This is a genomic window from Pseudomonas sp. GW822-FHT03F08, assembly GCF_058801265.1.
Genome location: NZ_JBXANC010000009.1, coordinates 1 through 17,189, shown reverse-complemented (window position 1 = coordinate 17,189; position 17,189 = coordinate 1). Strand labels below are relative to the sequence as shown.

16 protein-coding genes and 4 tRNA genes are annotated in these 17,189 nt (G+C 60.6%); 7 read left to right on the top strand and 13 right to left on the bottom strand.

Annotated features, from left to right (window positions below; translation table 11 throughout):
• Positions 1-22: 22 nt before the first annotated feature.
• From lpxK to AC1RME_RS22015, 4 genes are all read right to left on the bottom strand, one after another.
• Positions 23-1,033: a tetraacyldisaccharide 4'-kinase gene (gene lpxK, locus AC1RME_RS22030; RefSeq protein WP_096820945.1), complete on the bottom strand. Its 1,011-nt coding sequence runs from the start codon at positions 1,031-1,033 to the stop codon at positions 23-25.
• A complete protein-coding gene (locus AC1RME_RS22025; RefSeq protein WP_007950767.1) occupies positions 1,033-1,461 on the bottom strand; it encodes an ExbD/TolR family protein in 429 nt (142 codons plus the stop codon). The genes lpxK and AC1RME_RS22025 overlap by 1 nt, the downstream gene beginning before the upstream one ends.
• A complete protein-coding gene (locus tag AC1RME_RS22020) occupies positions 1,458-2,093 on the bottom strand; it encodes a MotA/TolQ/ExbB proton channel family protein (RefSeq protein WP_162803506.1) in 636 nt (211 codons plus the stop codon). Before AC1RME_RS22020 ends, AC1RME_RS22025 begins: the two co-directional genes overlap by 4 nt.
• Before the next feature lie 78 nt (positions 2,094-2,171).
• Positions 2,172-4,415 carry a DNA internalization-related competence protein ComEC/Rec2 gene (locus AC1RME_RS22015; RefSeq protein ID WP_493091750.1) on the bottom strand — a complete coding sequence of 748 codons (2,244 nt, stop codon included), beginning with the start codon at positions 4,413-4,415 and terminating at the stop codon, positions 2,172-2,174.
• 154 nt (positions 4,416-4,569) lie between these two features.
• Here AC1RME_RS22015 and AC1RME_RS22010 point away from each other — a divergent pair, with 154 nt between their 5' ends.
• Positions 4,570-5,088, top strand: a complete 519-nt coding sequence (locus AC1RME_RS22010) for a DUF2062 domain-containing protein (protein WP_096820943.1) — start codon at positions 4,570-4,572, stop codon at positions 5,086-5,088.
• A gap of 55 nt (positions 5,089-5,143) precedes the next feature.
• Here the strand turns inward: AC1RME_RS22010 and AC1RME_RS22005 are convergent, their stop codons facing one another.
• The 4 genes from AC1RME_RS22005 to AC1RME_RS21990 all read right to left on the bottom strand — a co-directional run bounded on the left by AC1RME_RS22005 (position 5,144) and on the right by AC1RME_RS21990 (position 8,311).
• On the bottom strand, positions 5,144-5,923 hold the full coding sequence (locus AC1RME_RS22005; RefSeq protein WP_096820942.1) for an ABC transporter permease: 780 nt from the start codon (positions 5,921-5,923) through the stop codon (positions 5,144-5,146).
• Complete coding sequence (locus tag AC1RME_RS22000) at positions 5,920-6,852, bottom strand: ABC transporter ATP-binding protein (protein WP_085612257.1); 933 nt, start codon at positions 6,850-6,852, stop codon at positions 5,920-5,922. Before AC1RME_RS22000 ends, AC1RME_RS22005 begins: the two co-directional genes overlap by 4 nt.
• Before the next feature lie 132 nt (positions 6,853-6,984).
• A complete protein-coding gene (locus AC1RME_RS21995; RefSeq protein WP_096820941.1) occupies positions 6,985-7,608 on the bottom strand; it encodes a glutathione S-transferase family protein in 624 nt (207 codons plus the stop codon).
• Positions 7,609-7,651: 43 nt separating this feature from the next.
• Positions 7,652-8,311 carry a transglutaminase-like domain-containing protein gene (locus tag AC1RME_RS21990; protein WP_096820940.1) on the bottom strand — a complete coding sequence of 220 codons (660 nt, stop codon included), beginning with the start codon at positions 8,309-8,311 and terminating at the stop codon, positions 7,652-7,654.
• Between the two features lie 247 nt (positions 8,312-8,558).
• On the opposite strand from AC1RME_RS21990, the gene AC1RME_RS21985 reads away from it, so the two are divergent.
• Together AC1RME_RS21985 and AC1RME_RS21980 are read left to right on the top strand one after the other, a co-directional pair.
• Positions 8,559-11,006: an acyl-CoA dehydrogenase gene (locus tag AC1RME_RS21985; protein ID WP_096820939.1), complete on the top strand. Its 2,448-nt coding sequence runs from the start codon at positions 8,559-8,561 to the stop codon at positions 11,004-11,006.
• Between the two features lie 74 nt (positions 11,007-11,080).
• The gene (locus tag AC1RME_RS21980) at positions 11,081-11,488 is read left to right on the top strand and encodes a PA2817 family protein (RefSeq protein ID WP_007950758.1); all 408 of its coding nucleotides are present in this window, start codon (positions 11,081-11,083) and stop codon (positions 11,486-11,488) included.
• Between the two features lie 59 nt (positions 11,489-11,547).
• Here the strand turns inward: AC1RME_RS21980 and AC1RME_RS21975 are convergent, their stop codons facing one another.
• On the bottom strand, positions 11,548-12,543 hold the full coding sequence (locus AC1RME_RS21975; protein WP_096820938.1) for a LysR family transcriptional regulator: 996 nt from the start codon (positions 12,541-12,543) through the stop codon (positions 11,548-11,550).
• A 90-nt stretch (positions 12,544-12,633) separates the two neighbouring features.
• Here AC1RME_RS21975 and AC1RME_RS21970 point away from each other — a divergent pair, with 90 nt between their 5' ends.
• From AC1RME_RS21970 to AC1RME_RS21955, 4 genes are all read left to right on the top strand, one after another.
• Positions 12,634-13,260, top strand: a complete 627-nt coding sequence (locus AC1RME_RS21970; protein ID WP_096820937.1) for an alanyl-tRNA editing protein — start codon at positions 12,634-12,636, stop codon at positions 13,258-13,260.
• 90 nt (positions 13,261-13,350) lie between these two features.
• A complete protein-coding gene (locus tag AC1RME_RS21965; RefSeq protein ID WP_096820936.1) occupies positions 13,351-14,121 on the top strand; it encodes a 2OG-Fe(II) oxygenase in 771 nt (256 codons plus the stop codon).
• Between the two features lies 1 nt (position 14,122).
• Positions 14,123-14,761, top strand: a complete 639-nt coding sequence (locus AC1RME_RS21960; protein WP_096820935.1) for a LysE family translocator — start codon at positions 14,123-14,125, stop codon at positions 14,759-14,761.
• A 195-nt stretch (positions 14,762-14,956) separates the two neighbouring features.
• Positions 14,957-16,696: a dipeptidase gene (locus tag AC1RME_RS21955; protein WP_096820934.1), complete on the top strand. Its 1,740-nt coding sequence runs from the start codon at positions 14,957-14,959 to the stop codon at positions 16,694-16,696.
• A gap of 125 nt (positions 16,697-16,821) precedes the next feature.
• Here the strand turns inward: AC1RME_RS21955 and AC1RME_RS21950 are convergent.
• The 4 genes from AC1RME_RS21950 to AC1RME_RS21935 form a co-directional block, all read right to left on the bottom strand.
• Positions 16,822-16,897: transfer RNA gene (locus tag AC1RME_RS21950), tRNA-Gly, on the bottom strand.
• A 2-nt stretch (positions 16,898-16,899) separates the two neighbouring features.
• Positions 16,900-16,975 (bottom strand) — tRNA-Glu (locus tag AC1RME_RS21945).
• A gap of 58 nt (positions 16,976-17,033) precedes the next feature.
• Positions 17,034-17,109 (bottom strand) — tRNA-Gly (locus AC1RME_RS21940).
• A 3-nt stretch (positions 17,110-17,112) separates the two neighbouring features.
• Positions 17,113-17,188, bottom strand: a tRNA-Glu gene (locus AC1RME_RS21935).
• Position 17,189 lies beyond the last annotated feature (1 nt).

The following is a 17,189-nucleotide window of genomic DNA, read 5'->3' as shown; positions in this document are numbered from 1 at the left end:
ACATTCCCTGGATAAAAACGGTTTAAGGCAAAAGACGATCCGGCAACAGGCGCATCAGTTGCGTGTCGAACCAGGCCACGAAGGCCGGCGACGGCACGGCATCGACCGCCAGGTACCACCAGTCGGCGGCAGCGAAGGCACGGCACTTCACCGCGTCCTTTTCAGTCATCACCACTGGCAATGACGGCGTGAAACTCAAGGCCTGCACGCTGTATTCGGCGTGGTCGGCAAACGCGTGGGGCACTGGCCGCCAGTCTAGCGCTTCGAGGGTATTGAAGAAACGTTGCGGATTGCCGATCCCGGCGACTGCGTGCAGTGCCTGACCGGGCGAAAAGTGATCGAGGGGCCGGCGTTCGCCGCTGAGTAGATTGACCAGTGCGGTGGGTTGCAGACGGAATGCGAAACCGTCCTCGCGGTCCGACGCCGCGCCGTTGAACAGTACGCCATCGACGCTTTGCAGGCGTTCGATCGGTTCACGCAAGGGGCCGGCGGGCAGACAGCGCTTGTTGCCCAATCCTCGGGCGGCATCGATCAGCACCAGCTCAAGGTCACGCGCCAGACGATAATGCTGCATGCCGTCATCGGACAGGATCAGGTCCAGCGGCTCGCTGGCCAGCAAGGCTTTGACGGCGGCACCGCGATTCGGGTCGATCATCAGCGGTACACCGGTGCGCTGCACGATCAACAATGGCTCGTCACCAGCGATTTCGGCGCCTTGATCGGCTTCGACCCGCCAGGGCAACTGCGGAGGCTTGGCGCCATAGCCGCGACTGACCACTCCGACCCGCAACCCGCTGCGCCGACAGTGTTCGATCAGCCACAGAATCATCGGCGTCTTGCCGGTGCCGCCAACGGTGATGTTGCCGACCACGATCACCGGCACCGGCGACTGATAGATTTCGCCTTCGCCGTCGAGAAAACGCTGACGCTTGCCGGCCACGACGCGGCGGTACAGCCACTCCAGCGGCCGCAACAGCGTCAGGGCCGGATGCCCCTGATACCACGCGGCGAGCAGACGATCGGACATGGCCATCAGGATTTGGGCGCCGCCTCGACCGTGGTCATGCGCAAATGGCTGAAACCGAGCTTGCCGGCCGCGTCCATGGCGGTGATCACGGATTGGTGCTGAGTCTTGCCATCGGCACTGATCGACAACGGCATGTTGGTGTCACCGTTGGCTTCTTTCTGCATGGCTTCCATCAGGGTCGCCAGGTCGTTCTTCGGCAGAATCTTGTTGTTCACCGAAAACACGCCTTCAGCGCTGATGGCGACGTCCAGTTGCTTGACCTGCTGATCTTCGGCCGGCGAGCCGCTGACCGCTTCCGGCAGGTCGACACGCAACTGGGTTTCGCGGGTGAAGGTGGTGGTCACGACGAAAAACAGCAACAGAATGAACACCACGTCGATCAGCGACGCGAGGTTGATGTCGATCGTTTCCCGGGGTTTGCGACGGAATTTCACGCTTTGCCCCCGGCCAGATCGACGTCACGGTCGCCCTGCACCACTTCCACCAGTTTGATCGCTTCCTGCTCCATGCCCACCACCAGCTCATCGATGCGGCGTTGCAGGAAACGGTGGAAGAACACCGACGGAATACCGACCATCAGGCCCGCTGCCGTGGTGATCAGCGCCTTGGAGATACCACCGGCCAATACCGAAGCGTTGGTGGTCATGCCGGAACCGGTGAAGGCACTGAAGATGTCGATCATGCCCAGCACCGTACCCAGCAGACCGAGCAGCGGCGACATGGCGGCGATGGTGCCCAGCGCGTTGACGTAGCGCTCCAGCTCGTGGATGACCCGGGCGGCGGCCTCTTCGATGCACTCTTTCATGATCTCGCGACCATGCTTGGAGTTGGCCAGGCCTGCGGCGAGAATTTCACCCAGCGGCGAGTTGGCGCGCAATTCCTTGAGTTTTTCCTTGTTGAGCTGCTTGTCCTTGATCCAGACCCAGACCTGACCCAGCAGATGCTCGGGGGTGACGCGACTGGCGCGCAGGGTCCACAGGCGCTCGGCGACGATCGCCATGGCGGCGATGGAACTCAGAATGATCGGCAACATCATCCAGCCGCCGGATTTGACCAATTCCCACACAGTGACAGCCCCCTCGAAAAAGTGCGCCACTTTACCATACCGGTTCGTGATAAAGACCCGTCCCCCCGACGACCGTGCTCAACGGTACGCCGCCCCCGGCAGTGGCGGGTCGCGCCAGAACCGGCGCTGCTGACGCATCGGCCGGGCCGGCTGGAATCTGCCCAGTTGCAGATGAATGGCACCCTGTTCGGCGCTGTCATGGATGCGCAGGCCCAGCTTGCGGTAACGAGCGATGACCGTCGGATGCGGATGCCCGAACGAGTTGCCTTGCCCCCGGGAGATGAGCACGTCCCGAGGCTGCAAAACCTTGAGCAACGCCATTGATGAGGAGCTGCGACTGCCATGGTGCGGGGCTTGCAGCCACCGGGTCGGAACCGCCAGTGCGCTGTTGAGCAAATCCCGTTCGGCAGCGGTGTCGATATCGCCGGTCAGCAGCAACCGCTCGCCGTTGGCTTCGATCTGCAGGACGCAGGAACGCTGGTTGCTGTCATGGGCGTCGGCCCACTGCCATAGATGAAAGGCGACGCCATCCCATTGCCATTGCCGACCGCTGTCACAGGTCTCAGCGCTCAGCGCTTCGGGGAGGCCCGGCGGATCGCCGCTGATCACCCGGCTGACCGGCAAGCCGTTTGCCACCGCCAACGCGCCACCGGCGTGGTCGGCGTCGGCATGGCTGAGCAGCATCAGGTCGAGCCGCTCCACGCCCAGCTTGTACAAGGCAGGCAGCACCACCCGCTCGCCTACATCGAAGTCACCGAAACGCGGGCCGCTGTCGTATAGCAATGTGTGATGGCGAGTGCGGATCAGAATCGCCAGACCCTGACCGACGTCGAGCTGCCAGACATCCGCCACGCCTTCGGCCAGCCGCTCCCGGGGCGGTAATGCCAGCACCAGCAGTAACGGCCAACCCAAGGGGCGCAATGGAACGCCTCGGGGCAGCAATAACAGCAGTGCACCGATGCAGCCCAGTGCCAGAACCCAACCCGGCATCGATGCTGCAACCCACGCTGGCCAACGCCCTGCGATCTGGGCCAGAGCCCGGAACAATCCATCGACCAGCCCGCCGGCCAGCCACAACAGACCTTCGCCGACATAGGGAATCGGCAACAACAAAGTGCCCAGCAATGCCGGCGGCAGCACCGCAAAACTGATCCACGGCACCGCCAGCAGATTGGCCAATGGCCCGCTGAGGCTGATCGGCAAGCCCAGGGTCAGCAACACCGGGCACAGGCCGATAGCGATCAGCCATTGCGCTCGCGTCCAGGTCTGCCACCAGCGCCAGGGTCCCAGTCGACCGCCGAAGGTGAAAATCAGCACCGCCACCGCCGCGAAGGACAACCACAATCCCGGACGCAGACTGGCCAGCGGGTCCATCAACAACACCCCATTGAAGGCCAGCAACAACGGCCACCAGGCACCGAGATGGCGAAATCGCAATCGCCACAGCAACACCAGCGCAACCATCACGCAGGCCCGTCGCACCGGCACATCGAACCCGGCCAGCAGCCCGTAACCCAGCGCCGCCGCGAACGCCAGACCGCACGCCCACGGCAACCATGGCCAACGCAATGGCCACACACCGAATCGCGCCAGCCCGGCGACCAGCCCATACATCACCGCCGCCAACAGACCGATGTGCTGCCCGGAAATCACCAGCAGATGCACGGTGCCGGTGTCCTGCAGAATCTGCCAGTCCTCGTGACTGAGTCCCGAGCCATCACCCAGCACCAACGCCGCCAGCGCTGCGCCTCGACCCTGGGTGTCCACTTCCAGCAGACGCCGACGAATGCTGTCCCGCCAGGCCCATTGCGCCGCCGCCAGCCGACTGCCGTCCTTTACCGTGCCGGTGGCGCCGATGCGTTGCGCCAACAGCCAGGCCTCGTAATCGAAGGCATCGGGATTGAGCAGCCCACCGGGACGTTTGAGCTTGACCGCCAGGCGCCAGCGCTCACCGCTGTTGACCGATGGCCCGTCGTACCACGCCAGACGCATCAGCGACGGCAGTTTCTCGTGGCGCGAACGGGCATCGGCCAGTTCGAAGCGCACAACGCCGTCGCCTTTTTGCGGCAGACCGACCACCTGCCCTTCGACCCAGCGCGTCTCACCGTCCAGCTTCGATGGCAATCGATCATCCAGCGCCCACTGCGCACCGATGCACGACCAGGCGAAGCCGAACAGCAAAAAGGCCAGCGGGTAACTGCGAAACGGCAGCAGCATCAGCGCCACGACCGGCAGCAAAACCATCCACCCGACCGGCGGCAACGCCGGCAAAAAAACCGGAACCAGCAGACCGACCGCCAGCGCCATCATCCCTGTGCGCATACGCTCGTCCTTGATTGCGACTTTCCAGAAAAGTCTCCCCTCACCAGGCATAGCGGGTGTTGGTCACAGCCGTCGTTATCAATTGTCACAAAGTCTGAATGGGCGGTTCGTAGAATCCAGACATACTTGCCGCCTTAACCGACCGAGAAGCCTTATGCCCCGGCGCTTATTCAAACGTTACATGCCCGATCCGACGAGCATCAGGGAACACAAATCCTTACGCTTTCTCGGCACGTTGCTGCATGACCCGAACCTCTGGCACCTCAATCGTCACTCGGTGGCCCGGGCCATGGCCGTTGGCCTGTTCGCGGCGTTTCTGCCGATTCCCGCGCAGATGCTGGTGGCAGCGGCACTGGCCATCACGGTGCGCGGCAACATGCCGATTGCCGTCAGCCTGGTCTGGCTGACCAATCCGATCACCATGCCGGCCGTGTTCTTCTGCACCTATCAGGCCGGTGCGTGGTTGATGGATGTTCCCGCCCGCACACTCCCCGACGAATTGACCTGGGAATGGATCAGCGGAGAACTCTCGACCCTGTGGCAACCCTTCCTGCTGGGCTCGGTGGTGGTCGGGCTGGCGCTGGGCGCCCTCGCCTATTGCGTGGTGATGATGTACTGGCGCTGGTGGGTGGCCCGGCAATGGGCGCGGCGCAAGAAAAGTCGCCAGTCGTGAATGCAAAACGGCCTCCATTGTGGGAGGCCGTTTTTTTATTGCAACACCGGGTGAATCAGGTACGCATGCCGCGTCCGCTTACCAGCAACCGTGCGCAACCGACATACAGCACCACAGTGGCGACCAGCATGAAGGTGATCGCGATACCGATGCGAATGTCCGAAACGCCCAGGATGCCGTAACGGAAGGCATTGACCATGTGCAGCACCGGGTTGGCCAGCGACACGGTCTGCCAGAACGGCGGCAGCAAGGTGATCGAGTAGAACACGCCACCGAGGTAAGTCAGCGGGGTCAGCACGAAGGTCGGGATGATCGAGATGTCATCGAAGTTACGTGCGAACACGGCGTTGATGAACCCCAGCAGCGAGAAGATCGTCGCCGTCAGCACCACCACCAGAACGGTGACGCCCAGGTGATGCACCTGCAGGCTGGTGAAGAACATCGACAGGATCGTCACGATGACGCCGACCATCAGGCCGCGCAGCACGCCGCCGAGGGTGTAGCCGATCAGAATCGTGTGCGGCGACACCGGCGACACCATCAGTTCTTCGATGGAGCGCTGGAACTTGCTGCCGAAGAAACTCGACACCACGTTGCCGTAGGAGTTGGTGATCACCGACATCATGATCAGCCCCGGCACGATGTACTCCATGTAGGTGAAGCCACCCATGCCGCCAATCTGCTTGCCGATCAGGTTGCCGAAGATCACGAAGTACAGAACCATAGTGATCGCCGGCGGCAGCAGAGTCTGCGGCCAGATCCGGGTGAAGCGTTTGACCTCGCGGTAAACGATGGTGTTGAGGGCGACGAGGTTGGGGCGCAGCTCGGAACTCATACCGCCACCTTCGACAGATTTTTCTCCACCAGGGACACGAACAGCTCCTCGAGGCGATTGGTTTTATTGCGCAGGCTCAGCACTTCGATGTTCTGCAGGGCCAGTTGGCCGAACAGCGCAGTGATGCCCATGGACTTGTCGACCTGGACTTCCAGGGTATGCGCATCCACCAGACGGGCCGGATAGCCGACCAGTTGCGGCGCCACCGCCAGATCGCTCTTCAGATCGAGCAGGAAGGTTTCCACATGCAGCTGCCCGAGCAACTGACGCATGCTGGTGTTCTCGACAATGGTGCCGTGGTCGATGATGCCGATGTTGCGGCACAACTGCTCAGCCTCTTCCAGGTAATGCGTGGTGAGGATAATGGTGATGCCTTTCTGGTTCAGTTCGGTGAGGAACGTCCACATCGAACGGCGCAGCTCGATATCCACCCCGGCTGTCGGTTCGTCGAGGATCAGCAGGCGCGGCTCATGCACCAGTGCGCGGGCGATCATCAAGCGCCGCTTCATGCCGCCGGACAACGAACGCGACGGCACATCGCGCTTGTCCCACAGGCCGAGCTGGGTCAGGTACTGTTCGGCGCGTTCCTTGGCGATCTTCGCCGGAATGCCGTAGTAACCCGCCTGGGTCACGACGATGTCGAACGTCTTTTCGAACTGGTTGAAGTTGAATTCCTGGGGCACCACGCCAATCGAGCGCTTGAGCGCCGCGGGGTTCTTGTCCAGGTCGTGACCGAAGATATTCACCGTGCCGCTGGTCTTGTTCACCAGGGTCGAGAGAATGCCGATGGTCGTGGATTTGCCTGCGCCGTTAGGGCCGAGCAAGGCAAAGAAGTCACCTTCTGCGACGTCCAGATCGATACCACTCAAGGCCTGGAACCCGTTGCCGTAGGTTTTGGTTAGCTGCCGGATGGACAGAGCGGAACTCATATCGGATTTACGCACCAAGAAGAGAAAAAGGACTGAATGACGGCGGGCGGCGAGGAAGACAACCGCGGCGCACAAGCGCAATGGTGCTTGCCGCCGCCGCACAAGTACAGTCAAGTGTGTCGATAGTAGGTATTAAGTCAACGCGGTCATGACGGCTTTTTGATACGCCGGACGCAGCTTCAGTCGCGCATACCAGGCCTCCAGATGAGGCATCGGCGCACGCTCGATCGGCATCTCGAACCAGGCATAAATGAAACTGCCGAGCGGAATATCGCCCATGCCGATTTCACCGCCGGACAGGTAAGGCTGGTTTTTCAGGGCCTGATCGGCCATCGCCAGCAACCCTTCGCATTCCTTGATCGCGGCATGAATCGCCGGCCAGTCCTGCTTGTCCGCCGGGGTGCGCAGAACGCCCCAGAACACCGTACGGAAAGGGCCTGCGAAACTGGAGGTGGTCCAGTCCATCCACTTGTCGGCGACAGCACGGGTTTGCAGATCTGCCGGATACCACGAAGTGTTCGCCGCGTGTCTGGCCAACAGGTAGCGGACGATGGCGTTGGATTCCCACAACACGAAACCGTCGTCTTCGATCACCGGCACTCGACCGTTCGGGTTCATCGCCCGATACTCCGCCGTGTCGACCACACCGAACGCGCCACCGGCATCGATCGCCTCGTAGGCCAGCCCGAGCTCTTCGGCAGCCCACAACGGTTTTCTGACATTCGACGAATTCTTGCGACCCCAGATCTTCAGCATGACCGCCTCTTTTCCATTGAGTGGGCGAGCAGCATACGCCGGATCAGCGGCTGCCGACATCACCGCGCATGTCACTGGACAGTGGCGTCTGCTGGTCGTTGAACAGGTGCGGATAACACTTCTGCAGATATTCGAAGAAAAAGGATTCCGGTACATCGGCGAACTGGCCGTGATCGACCAGGTACTCCATCAGCAGCGCGCCATCGCTGTTGTACGGGTGGAAAACGCTGTCGTTTATGCCGTCGAATTCCAGCGGCGCAACGTTGAACATTTCGCAGAGCTTCTGGTTGAACGCGGGTGTGGCTTTGACCCAACGATCATTGAGAAACAGCTCGGTATAACCATGCATGGCGAACACTTCGCTTCTCAGCAGTTCAAGCAGACGCGGCGTCGACAGATGATTTTTCACATCCGCCAGACCGATGCGTGCGGGGATCCCGCAATGGCGCGCGCAACCGGCGAGCAACGTGGCCTTGGGCACGCAATAACTTTCACCCGCCGCCAGCGCGTAGCTGCCGCGCAAGGTCTGCGGGTCGCGACTGAAGGTGTACATGTTGTAACGCACCGCCTCGCGCACGGCGTAATAAAGACTGATCGCCTGCGCGCGCGGGTCGCGGCTGGCACCACGGTGCTGTTCTGCGAACTCCACCACCGAGGGGTGGTCACTATCGATGAAGCGGCCGGGGCTCAGATACTCGCGCATGACGACATTCTCCTGGATGAACCCGGAGTCTAGCGAGAGGATCAGCACAGAGATAACGACGTTTCGGCCAAACATGGACGCAAAGCCGCGGAGTCTGCGAACGATTTCCCACGGGTGTTGCCCACCGAACCTACAAAAGACATCCAGGGATTCCCACGATTCAGATCAGCTTGCTCTGACCGCCCCGTTTTGCAGATGCCGTCTAAGCTCTGGAGGGTCGTTCGCCCTGGTTCACGGAGGATTGAATATGCTGTTGTTGTGGATACTGGTTCTGATCGTCGGCGTGGCGTATCTGGCCCACCGGCGCATCGCCCCGCTGCCAGCACTGGGCATCGTCGCGGCTTACCTGCTGGCGATGGGGATTTTCAGCCACGCGCCAGGCTGGTTGCTGCTGATCTTCTGGGTCGTACTGGCTATCGTTGCGGCTCCGCTGCTGTTGCCGGATCTGCGCCGCAAACACTTCAGCGCGCCGCTGTTCAACTGGTTCCAGAAAACCCTGCCGCCCATGTCGCAGACCGAGCGCGATGCGATCGATGCCGGCACGGTGTGGTGGGACGGCGAACTCTTCAGCGGCCGTCCGGACTGGGAAAAACTGCTGTCCTATCCCAAAGCGCAACTGAGCGACGAGGAACAGGCATTCATCGACGGCCCGACCGAAGAACTCTGCGCCATGGTCACCGACTGGCAGATCGGCCAGTCGATGGACCTTCCACCCGAAGCCTGGACCCACATCAAGGAACACGGTTTCTTCGCCCTGATCATCCCCAAGGAATTCGGCGGTAAAGGTTTCTCTGCCTACGCCCACTCTCAAGTGGCGATGAAACTGGCAACCCGCAGCGGCGACCTCGCCTCCACCGTGATGGTGCCCAACTCCCTCGGCCCGGCCGAACTGCTGCTGCATTACGGCACCGACGAACAACGTAATCATTACCTGCCACGACTGGCCCGGGGCGACGATATTCCATGCTTTGCGCTGACCGGCCCGCTCGCCGGTTCCGATGCCGGAGCGATGCCCGACACCGGGATCATCTGCAAAGGCCAGTGGGAAGGACAGGAAACCCTCGGCCTGCGCCTGAACTGGGAAAAACGCTACATCACCCTCGGCCCGGTCGCGACCTTGCTCGGCCTGGCCTTCAAGGCCTACGACCCGGATCACCTGCTCGGCGATAAAGAAGACCTGGGCATCAGCCTCGCGCTGATTCCGACCGATACCGCCGGCGTTGAGATTGGCCGTCGCCACTTGCCATTGGGCGCCGCATTCATGAACGGCCCCAACTCCGGCAAGGACGTGTTCATCCCGCTGGACTTCCTGATCGGCGGCCAGGACATGCTTGGCAAGGGCTGGATGATGCTGATGAACTGCCTGTCGGTCGGGCGTTCGATTTCCTTGCCGGCAGTGGGCACTGGCGCGGCCAAGTTCACCAGTCTGGTGACCGGGCAATACGCGCAGATCCGTGAACAGTTCAACGTCCCGCTGTCGGCATTCGAAGGTATCCAGGAAGCGATGGCGCGCATTGGCGGCAACGCCTGGATGATGGACGCTGCGCGGATGCTGACCGCCAATGCGGTGGATCTGGGCGAGAAGCCCTCGGTGCTGTCGGCGATTCTCAAGTATCACCTCACCGAACGTGGTCGCGAGTGCATCAGCCACGCCATGGACGTGCATGGCGGCAAGGCGATCATCATGGGCCCGAACAACTACCTGGGTCGCAGCTGGAACGGCGCGCCGATCTTCATCACGGTGGAAGGCGCCAACATTCTTTCGCGCAACCTGATGATCTTTGGTCAGGGCGCAATCCGCTGTCATCCGTTCGTGCTCAAGGAAATGGCCCTCGCCGGTCGCGAGGACAAGGATCAGGCACTCAAGGAGTTCGATGGCCTGCTGCTCAAGCACATCGGGTTTGCCGTGAGCAACGCCGCCAGCACGCTGGTGTTGAATCTTGGTTTCGGCCATTTCGAACATGCACCGGGAGACAAGCTCAGCCAGGGTTATTTCCGCGCGCTCAACCGTCAGGCTGCCGCGTTTGCCATGCTCGCCGACCTGAGCATGATGCTGCTGGGCGGCGAACTGAAACGCCGTGAGCGTCTGTCGGCGCGCCTGGGCGATGTGCTGAGCAACCTGTATCTGGCCTCGGCGGCGCTCAAGCGGTATCACGACCTCGATTCCCCGGCGTACATGGAGCCGTTGTTCAGATGGGCCATGGAGGAAAGCCTCGGCCAGTCGGAAAAAGCGCTGGATGAACTGCTGACCAACTTCCCGAACCGGGTCTTCGGCTGCCTGTTGCGAGTGATCGTGTTCCCGTTTGGTCGTCGCCACAAAGGCCCGTCGGACAAGCTCGGTGCCGAAGTGGCCGGCGTCATCGGTCGGGCCAAGGGCGATCCGGCACTGGAAGAACTGCTTGCCGGCTGCTACCGCCCACAATCGGCGGACGATGCGGTCGGCGCGCTGCAACATGCCTGCGATCAGTTGAACGCTGCGCAACCGCTGCACAAGAAACTGCACACCTCGCTCAAAAGCGGTCAGGTCAAACCGGTCGCAGGGGAACACGCCATCGATGCAGCACTGGAGGCCGGAGTGCTACAGGCAGTGGAAGCCCAGACCCTGCGTGATGCCGAAGCGGCGCGGCGCAAGGTGATCGATGTCGATGATTTCGACAAAGAGGAGCTGAAACCGGCGGACGGCAAAATCCGCTGATCCCTTCAATCAGTGAAAAAGCGGCGCGGGGGCTTTATACTCCCGCGCCCGTTTTGCTCTTGAGGACTTATCTCGTGTCCAACGTCGTTGCCGATCATCTGGTTTTGCTCGACCACCTGCGCAGTATCCTGGTCGCCGTAGGTGAGGCCGATCAGGTTCCCGAAGAAAGCCATGCCCTGTTCCTGGAGCGTTTCGACGAACTGCTGGCGTCACTGCCGATCGAGCCGATCGAAAGCCAATACCTGGGCCAGGACATCCTGACTCAAGTGATTACCCGCTATCCGCAAATTGCCCACCTGATCCCGCGGGATCTGCTGTGGTTCTTCGCTGGCGACTGCCTGCACTACCTGTCCGATGAAGAAATCGACATGTATCAGGCACTGGAAGAGCGCCGTTACGAAGCTGAACAGAACGACGAACCGTTCGACTGGAATCAGGAAAAACAACTGCTGGCGATGTCCGCCCAGGACAGCAAGCACTGATTTTCGCCCGGTAAAGAAAAGGCCCGCATGGTGATCCATGCGGGCCTTTTTTTGATTGATTAAAGCAGCCCTTCACTCTCGGGCAATTCGTACTCGGCCAAGGCTTTTGAACCGCCGGCTTTTCCGGGTTTGCTCAATGTCGGTTCTTTCTCCAGGCACTCCACCAGATAGTCGATGAACACCCGCAACTTCGGTGGCAGATAGCGCGTCGGCGAGTGCAACAACCATAGTCCACCGTGGTAGGACGCCAGGAATGTCCAGTCCGGCAGGACCTGCACGATCAGCCCTTGTTCCAGGGCATAACGAGCGGTGAAATACGGCAAGCTGCCAATACCGATGTGCTGCAACACCGCGCCCAGACGCACGCCCGTGTGATTGGCGGCATACCGCCCTCGAACGCCGACCGTCACCGCTTTGCTGCCTTTCTTGAATTTCCAGCGCGCATCGCTCGGGGTTTCGCCCAGGTAGATGCAGCTGTGATTGAGCAAGTCATGGGGATGCGTCGGCGTGCCATGTTCGGCCAGGTATTGCGGCGTCGCGCAGAGCAAATGGTCGATGGTCAACAACTGCCGCCCAACCAACCCCGCCGGTGGTCGCTCCGTGATGCGAATCGCCAGGTCAACATGATCGTCGATCAAATCCACTTGCCGGTCTTCCAGCAGCAACTCCACATCAACCTTGGGATAGCGGCGCAGAAACTCCGGCATATGCGGATGAATTACGAAGCGTCCGACCGCTTTTGGCACGCTGACCCGCACCAGTCCCTCGGCTTCGTGAGTGAACTGGCCGCTGATCTCCATCACTGACCTGGCGGCGCTGACCATCTCCTGACAGCGCTTGAATACCTCTTCCCCGCCATCGCTCAGGCGCAATTTGCGCGTGGTGCGTTGCAGCAGCCGCGTGGCCAAAGCCTTCTCCAGCCGAGAAATACTGCGGCTGATCGCCGAGGGCGACGAACCCAGTTGGCGCGCGGCTTCGGAGAAGCTGCCGGTCTCCACGACCTTGACGAAAATCGCCATTTCACCGAGCAGCGGCAGGGGGAGATTTATGCTCACAGCGCAACAGTCCTTTGATGTTTGAACGGATTATCACGTTATTGCACGATTCATATAATTAAAAAAGAAACTTTAATAAGGGCATGGAATATGACGCTTCGCCTCTTTTTCCATAGTGATGACCTCAAGGCCAATGTGGAAGTCCTCGACTGCACGCCCCACGAGAACGAGTTCGCCGTGGTGCTGCGCGCCACTCTGTTTCACCCGCAAGGTGGCGGACAGCCTTGCGATACCGGCTGGATCGGCGACAGTCAGGTCCTGCGCGTCGTGCAGGAGCCGGATCGAATCATCCATTTCGTCGATCAGCCCGTCCCGCTCGGCATGACCCAGATTCGTGTCGATGAAGACCGCCGTCGCTTCAACACCCGCATGCACTCTGCCGGGCATTTGATCGGCCACTTTGTCCAGGCCATGGGCTGGATGCCGATCAAGGCACACCACTGGCCGGACGAAGGCCGGGTGCAATTCAAGCCCGGGGATTCGGCTCAGGAAGTCGATGCGCAAACCGTTCAATACGGCATCGGGCAATGGATCGAACACGATCTGCCCCGCCTGACGTCTCTGCGCGAAGGTGCGCGGGAAATCGGCTTCGGTGAACTGCCAGCCTACGGCTGTGGCGGCACCCATGTACGCAGCCTGAAGGATCTGGGCACAGTCACGATCGCGTCCCTTTCGCAGAAGAAGGGCACGTTGTCCGTCCACTACAACGTGGATTGAGGATTTCGGGCGCTGCCAGGCGCAGCGTCCGTCGCCGGGGGAACCGCGTTCGCTGGTTCCGTTGACTACTCGTTAGATGGACCTGAAACCATGATGCTTGACGTCGAGCGTCTCGATGAGACGTGCATAAAAAAACTGGCCAACGAAGAAGTCCTCGCCATCCGCGTCAAAGGCTTTTTGCCTGAAGACCAGGCGATCCGGATTGGCGACAAGATCCTCGCCCCCGGATTCGAGGGTTACATCAACGCCCCCAGCATCGGCCGCATCGGCATGGCGTTCTACGAGGCGGAAAACCAGCCGTTGCTGATCGAGGACTACTTCGAACGCGCCACCAGCAACATTGCCGAACTGCGTAACCGCTGCGCGCCCTACTCCTCGCCGATCGACACCCTGCGCTGCATGCTCGACGAATCCTGGCCGGCAGGCGCCCATCTGGAGAACCTGTACGGACGCAAGATGTATGTCGGTCTGTCACGGGTGGTCAAACCCGGCGTCTGCTTCCTGGCCCACCACGACATCTTCGCCAAGGACGCGCCGGAGAGCTTCCAGGCTCACAGCCTGGAGGCGCAATTCGCCTGCAACGTCTACCTGAACATGCCGACCGAGGGCGGCGCGTTGCAGATGTGGGAAGACGACATTTCACCGGACCGGTTCGACGAGATGCGTGGCGACAGCTACGGCATCGACCCGGCGCTGCTCGGCCCGCCAGCCCTCGAAGTTCGCCCGGAACCGGGGGATTTCATCATGTTCAATTCGCGTCGCATGCACTCGGTGACGCCGGGCGTGGCAGATCCGCGCTTGAGCCTTTCGTTTTTTGTCGGCTATCGCGGCAATGCTTCACCCCTGACTTTCTGGAGTTGAAATGACATCGAATTACCTGGGCGAGTTTCTGGCGCTGGCCACCATCCACTTTCTCGCCGTGGTCGCTCCCGGCCCGGACTTCGCCGTGACCATTCGCCAGAGTGTGCGATTCGGTCGACTGGTCGGCATCTGCACGGCACTGGGCATCGGCGCGGGGATTTCCGTACACGTGCTGTACACCCTGCTGGGCGTCGGCGCCTTGATGCACACCACGCCCTGGCTGCTGACGGTGGCCAAGGTCGTGGGCGGCGCCTACATCTTTTACCTCGGTATCAGCCTGATCCGCAGCAAACCCAAGACAACACTGGAAGGCGAAAAGACCAGCGACGAACCGCTGGTCGAGCAATCGTTGTTCAAGGCGTTTTCCACCGGTTTCCTGACCAACGCCACCAACCCCAAGGCCACGCTGTTTTTCCTGGCGATCTTCACCACGATCATCAGCGCCAGCACGCCGCTGGAAATCCAGGCCCTGTACGGACTGTGGATGTGCGGCGTGAATGCGTTGTGGTTTGTGATCGTTGCGCTGTTCTTTTCAAGCAGCAAAGTGCGCGTGCTGTTCATGCGCATGGGGCACTGGTTCGAGCGCAGCATGGGAGTGATTCTGATCCTGTTTGCCGGGCGACTGGTGTTGTCGATGTAAACACGTTGAACGGAGAAGCCCGGTCCAGACAGATTGGACGGGCTTTTTCGATTCTGCGCCGCTTTTGCATTTCTGTGCGACGCGTCCCACTTCGGGGGCTCCCCTATCACGCGCTTGTGGTGTTAGTTTGCGAAACCGTCTGACCTATCGATCAGACACTTCCTACTCACTGCCTGCAAAGGAATGCCCCCAGCAATGGATTTTTCCCTCAAGCAACTGGCCGCGTCGACCCTGATTCTGGCCAGCCTTTCGTCCGTGACACTGCCCGCACACGCCAACATCACACCGCAGCAAAGCGCGACCATCCTCAAGACATTCAGCGATGCAAAGGTCAGTGACTTCCGCCAGTTCCTCGGCGAACTGGCCAAGAGCGACCTGAGCAAGACCGACGACCTGCGCCCCTCCATCAGCGCGTTTCTCGACAACAAGACGCTGACCGCTGAGCAGCAAAACGAAATCTATCGCCTGCTCGGCCTCTACACTCGGGCGAAATACGGCAAGGCCGCTCTCGAAACCCTGCGCGAACTGGTGGAGATCCCGACCGATCGCAAGGAAGGTGTTGCCCAGCACGAGAACCCTGAATTCATCAAGATTGCCGCCAAGATCAAGAGCCTGGCCGAATCCTTTGGCCTGAACTACCGAAACGTCGACAACCGCGTCTACGAGATCTCCCTCGACGGCAGCGGCAAGGAAGTCGTGGGCATTCATGCTCACGCCGACGTGGTCCCAGTGACTCCGGAAAACTGGGTGCTGAAGGACGGCACCAAACTCGACCCGTTCAAGGTCACGCTGATCGGCGACCGCATGTACGGCCGCGGCACCGAAGACGACAAGAACGGCATCGTGGTGACGCTGTATGCCATGAAGGTCATCAAGGAAGAAAAGCTGCCGCTGGCACGCAACTTCAAATTGCTGGTGGACACCACCGAAGAAACCACCGGCGACGCGATTCCTTACTACTTCGAGCGCAACCCGACACCCGAATACAACCTGGCGCTGGATGGCGGCTACCCGGTGGTGATTGCCGAGAAAGGCTACGGCACGGTCATGGCCAAATTTTCCAAGCGCAAGGCCGAGGGCAAAGGTGCGGAAATCATTTCGATGACCGGTGGTATGGCAACCAACCAGATTCCATCGGTTTCGCTCGCCACCCTGGTGACAGACAAACCGGCCGAACTGGCCGCCAGCCTGCAAAAGGCCGGTAACGAATACGCCAAACAACATGGCGGCGATTTCGAAGTGAATGCCAAGGTCGATGGCAAAGACGTGAAACTCAGCGTTACTGGCGTTTCCGCGCACTCTTCCGAACCGGAATCCGGCGTCAACCCGGTCGCCCGCATGCTGGACTTCATCCACAGTGTGGATGGCAAAATCGCGCTCAAACACAACCACATCACCGACGCCGCCCGCTACGCCGCCGACAACTGGGGCCTGGACTACAAGGGTGGCAAGTTGGGTGTCGGTTTCGCCGATGACTTCATGGGCCCGCTGACCACCTCGCTGACCTATGTCGGGATGGACGACAAAACCTTCAAACTCGCGGTCAACCTGCGCGTGCCGAAGGGCAAGTCGCCGGAAGTGCTCAAAACCGAAATCGCCGACAAACTGGCAGCCTGGAGCAAGAAAACCCACGTTGCGGTCAACTTCGATTACTCGATCGCCGAGCCGATGTACCGCAATCCAGAGGGCGAGTGGGTCAAGGCGCTGTTGGCCGTCTCCACCGAAAACCTGGGCATGAAACACGAATTCGGCACCTCTGCCGGCGCCACCTCGGTGCATGAACTGCCTAACGGCGTGCAATTTGGCCTGGCTCGACCTGAGGTCAAGTACACCGGTCACACCGACGGCGAGTTCAAGACGGTTGACCAGTTCCTGCTGGACCTGCAGATCGTTACCGAAATGATGGGGCGGATCGGGCAACTGCCGAAGCTTTGATCGCGACACTGGCCCGCCAAGGTGATGGGCCCACAAAAAAGGACCGCAAGGTCCTTTTTTGTTGCGCTACAAATAACGCACAAACAAAAACGCCGCTCATCACTGAGCGGCGTTTTTGTTGAATATGGAGCGGGAAACGAGACTCGAACTCGCGACCCCGACCTTGGCAAGGTCGTGCTCTACCAACTGAGCTATTCCCGCAATGGCGTCCCCTAGGGGACTCGAACCCCTGTTACCGCCGTGAAAGGGCGGTGTCCTAGGCCACTAGACGAAGGGGACAGGCTACAACTTTCACTAATAAAAACGCCGCTCTTTGCGGAGCGGCGCTTCTTGAATTTGGAGCGGGAAACGAGACTCGAACTCGCGACCCCGACCTTGGCAAGGTCGTGCTCTACCAACTGAGCTATTCCCGCAAATGGCGTCCCCTAGGGGACTCGAACCCCTGTTACCGCCGTGAAAGGGCGGTGTCCTAGGCCACTAGACGAAGGGGACA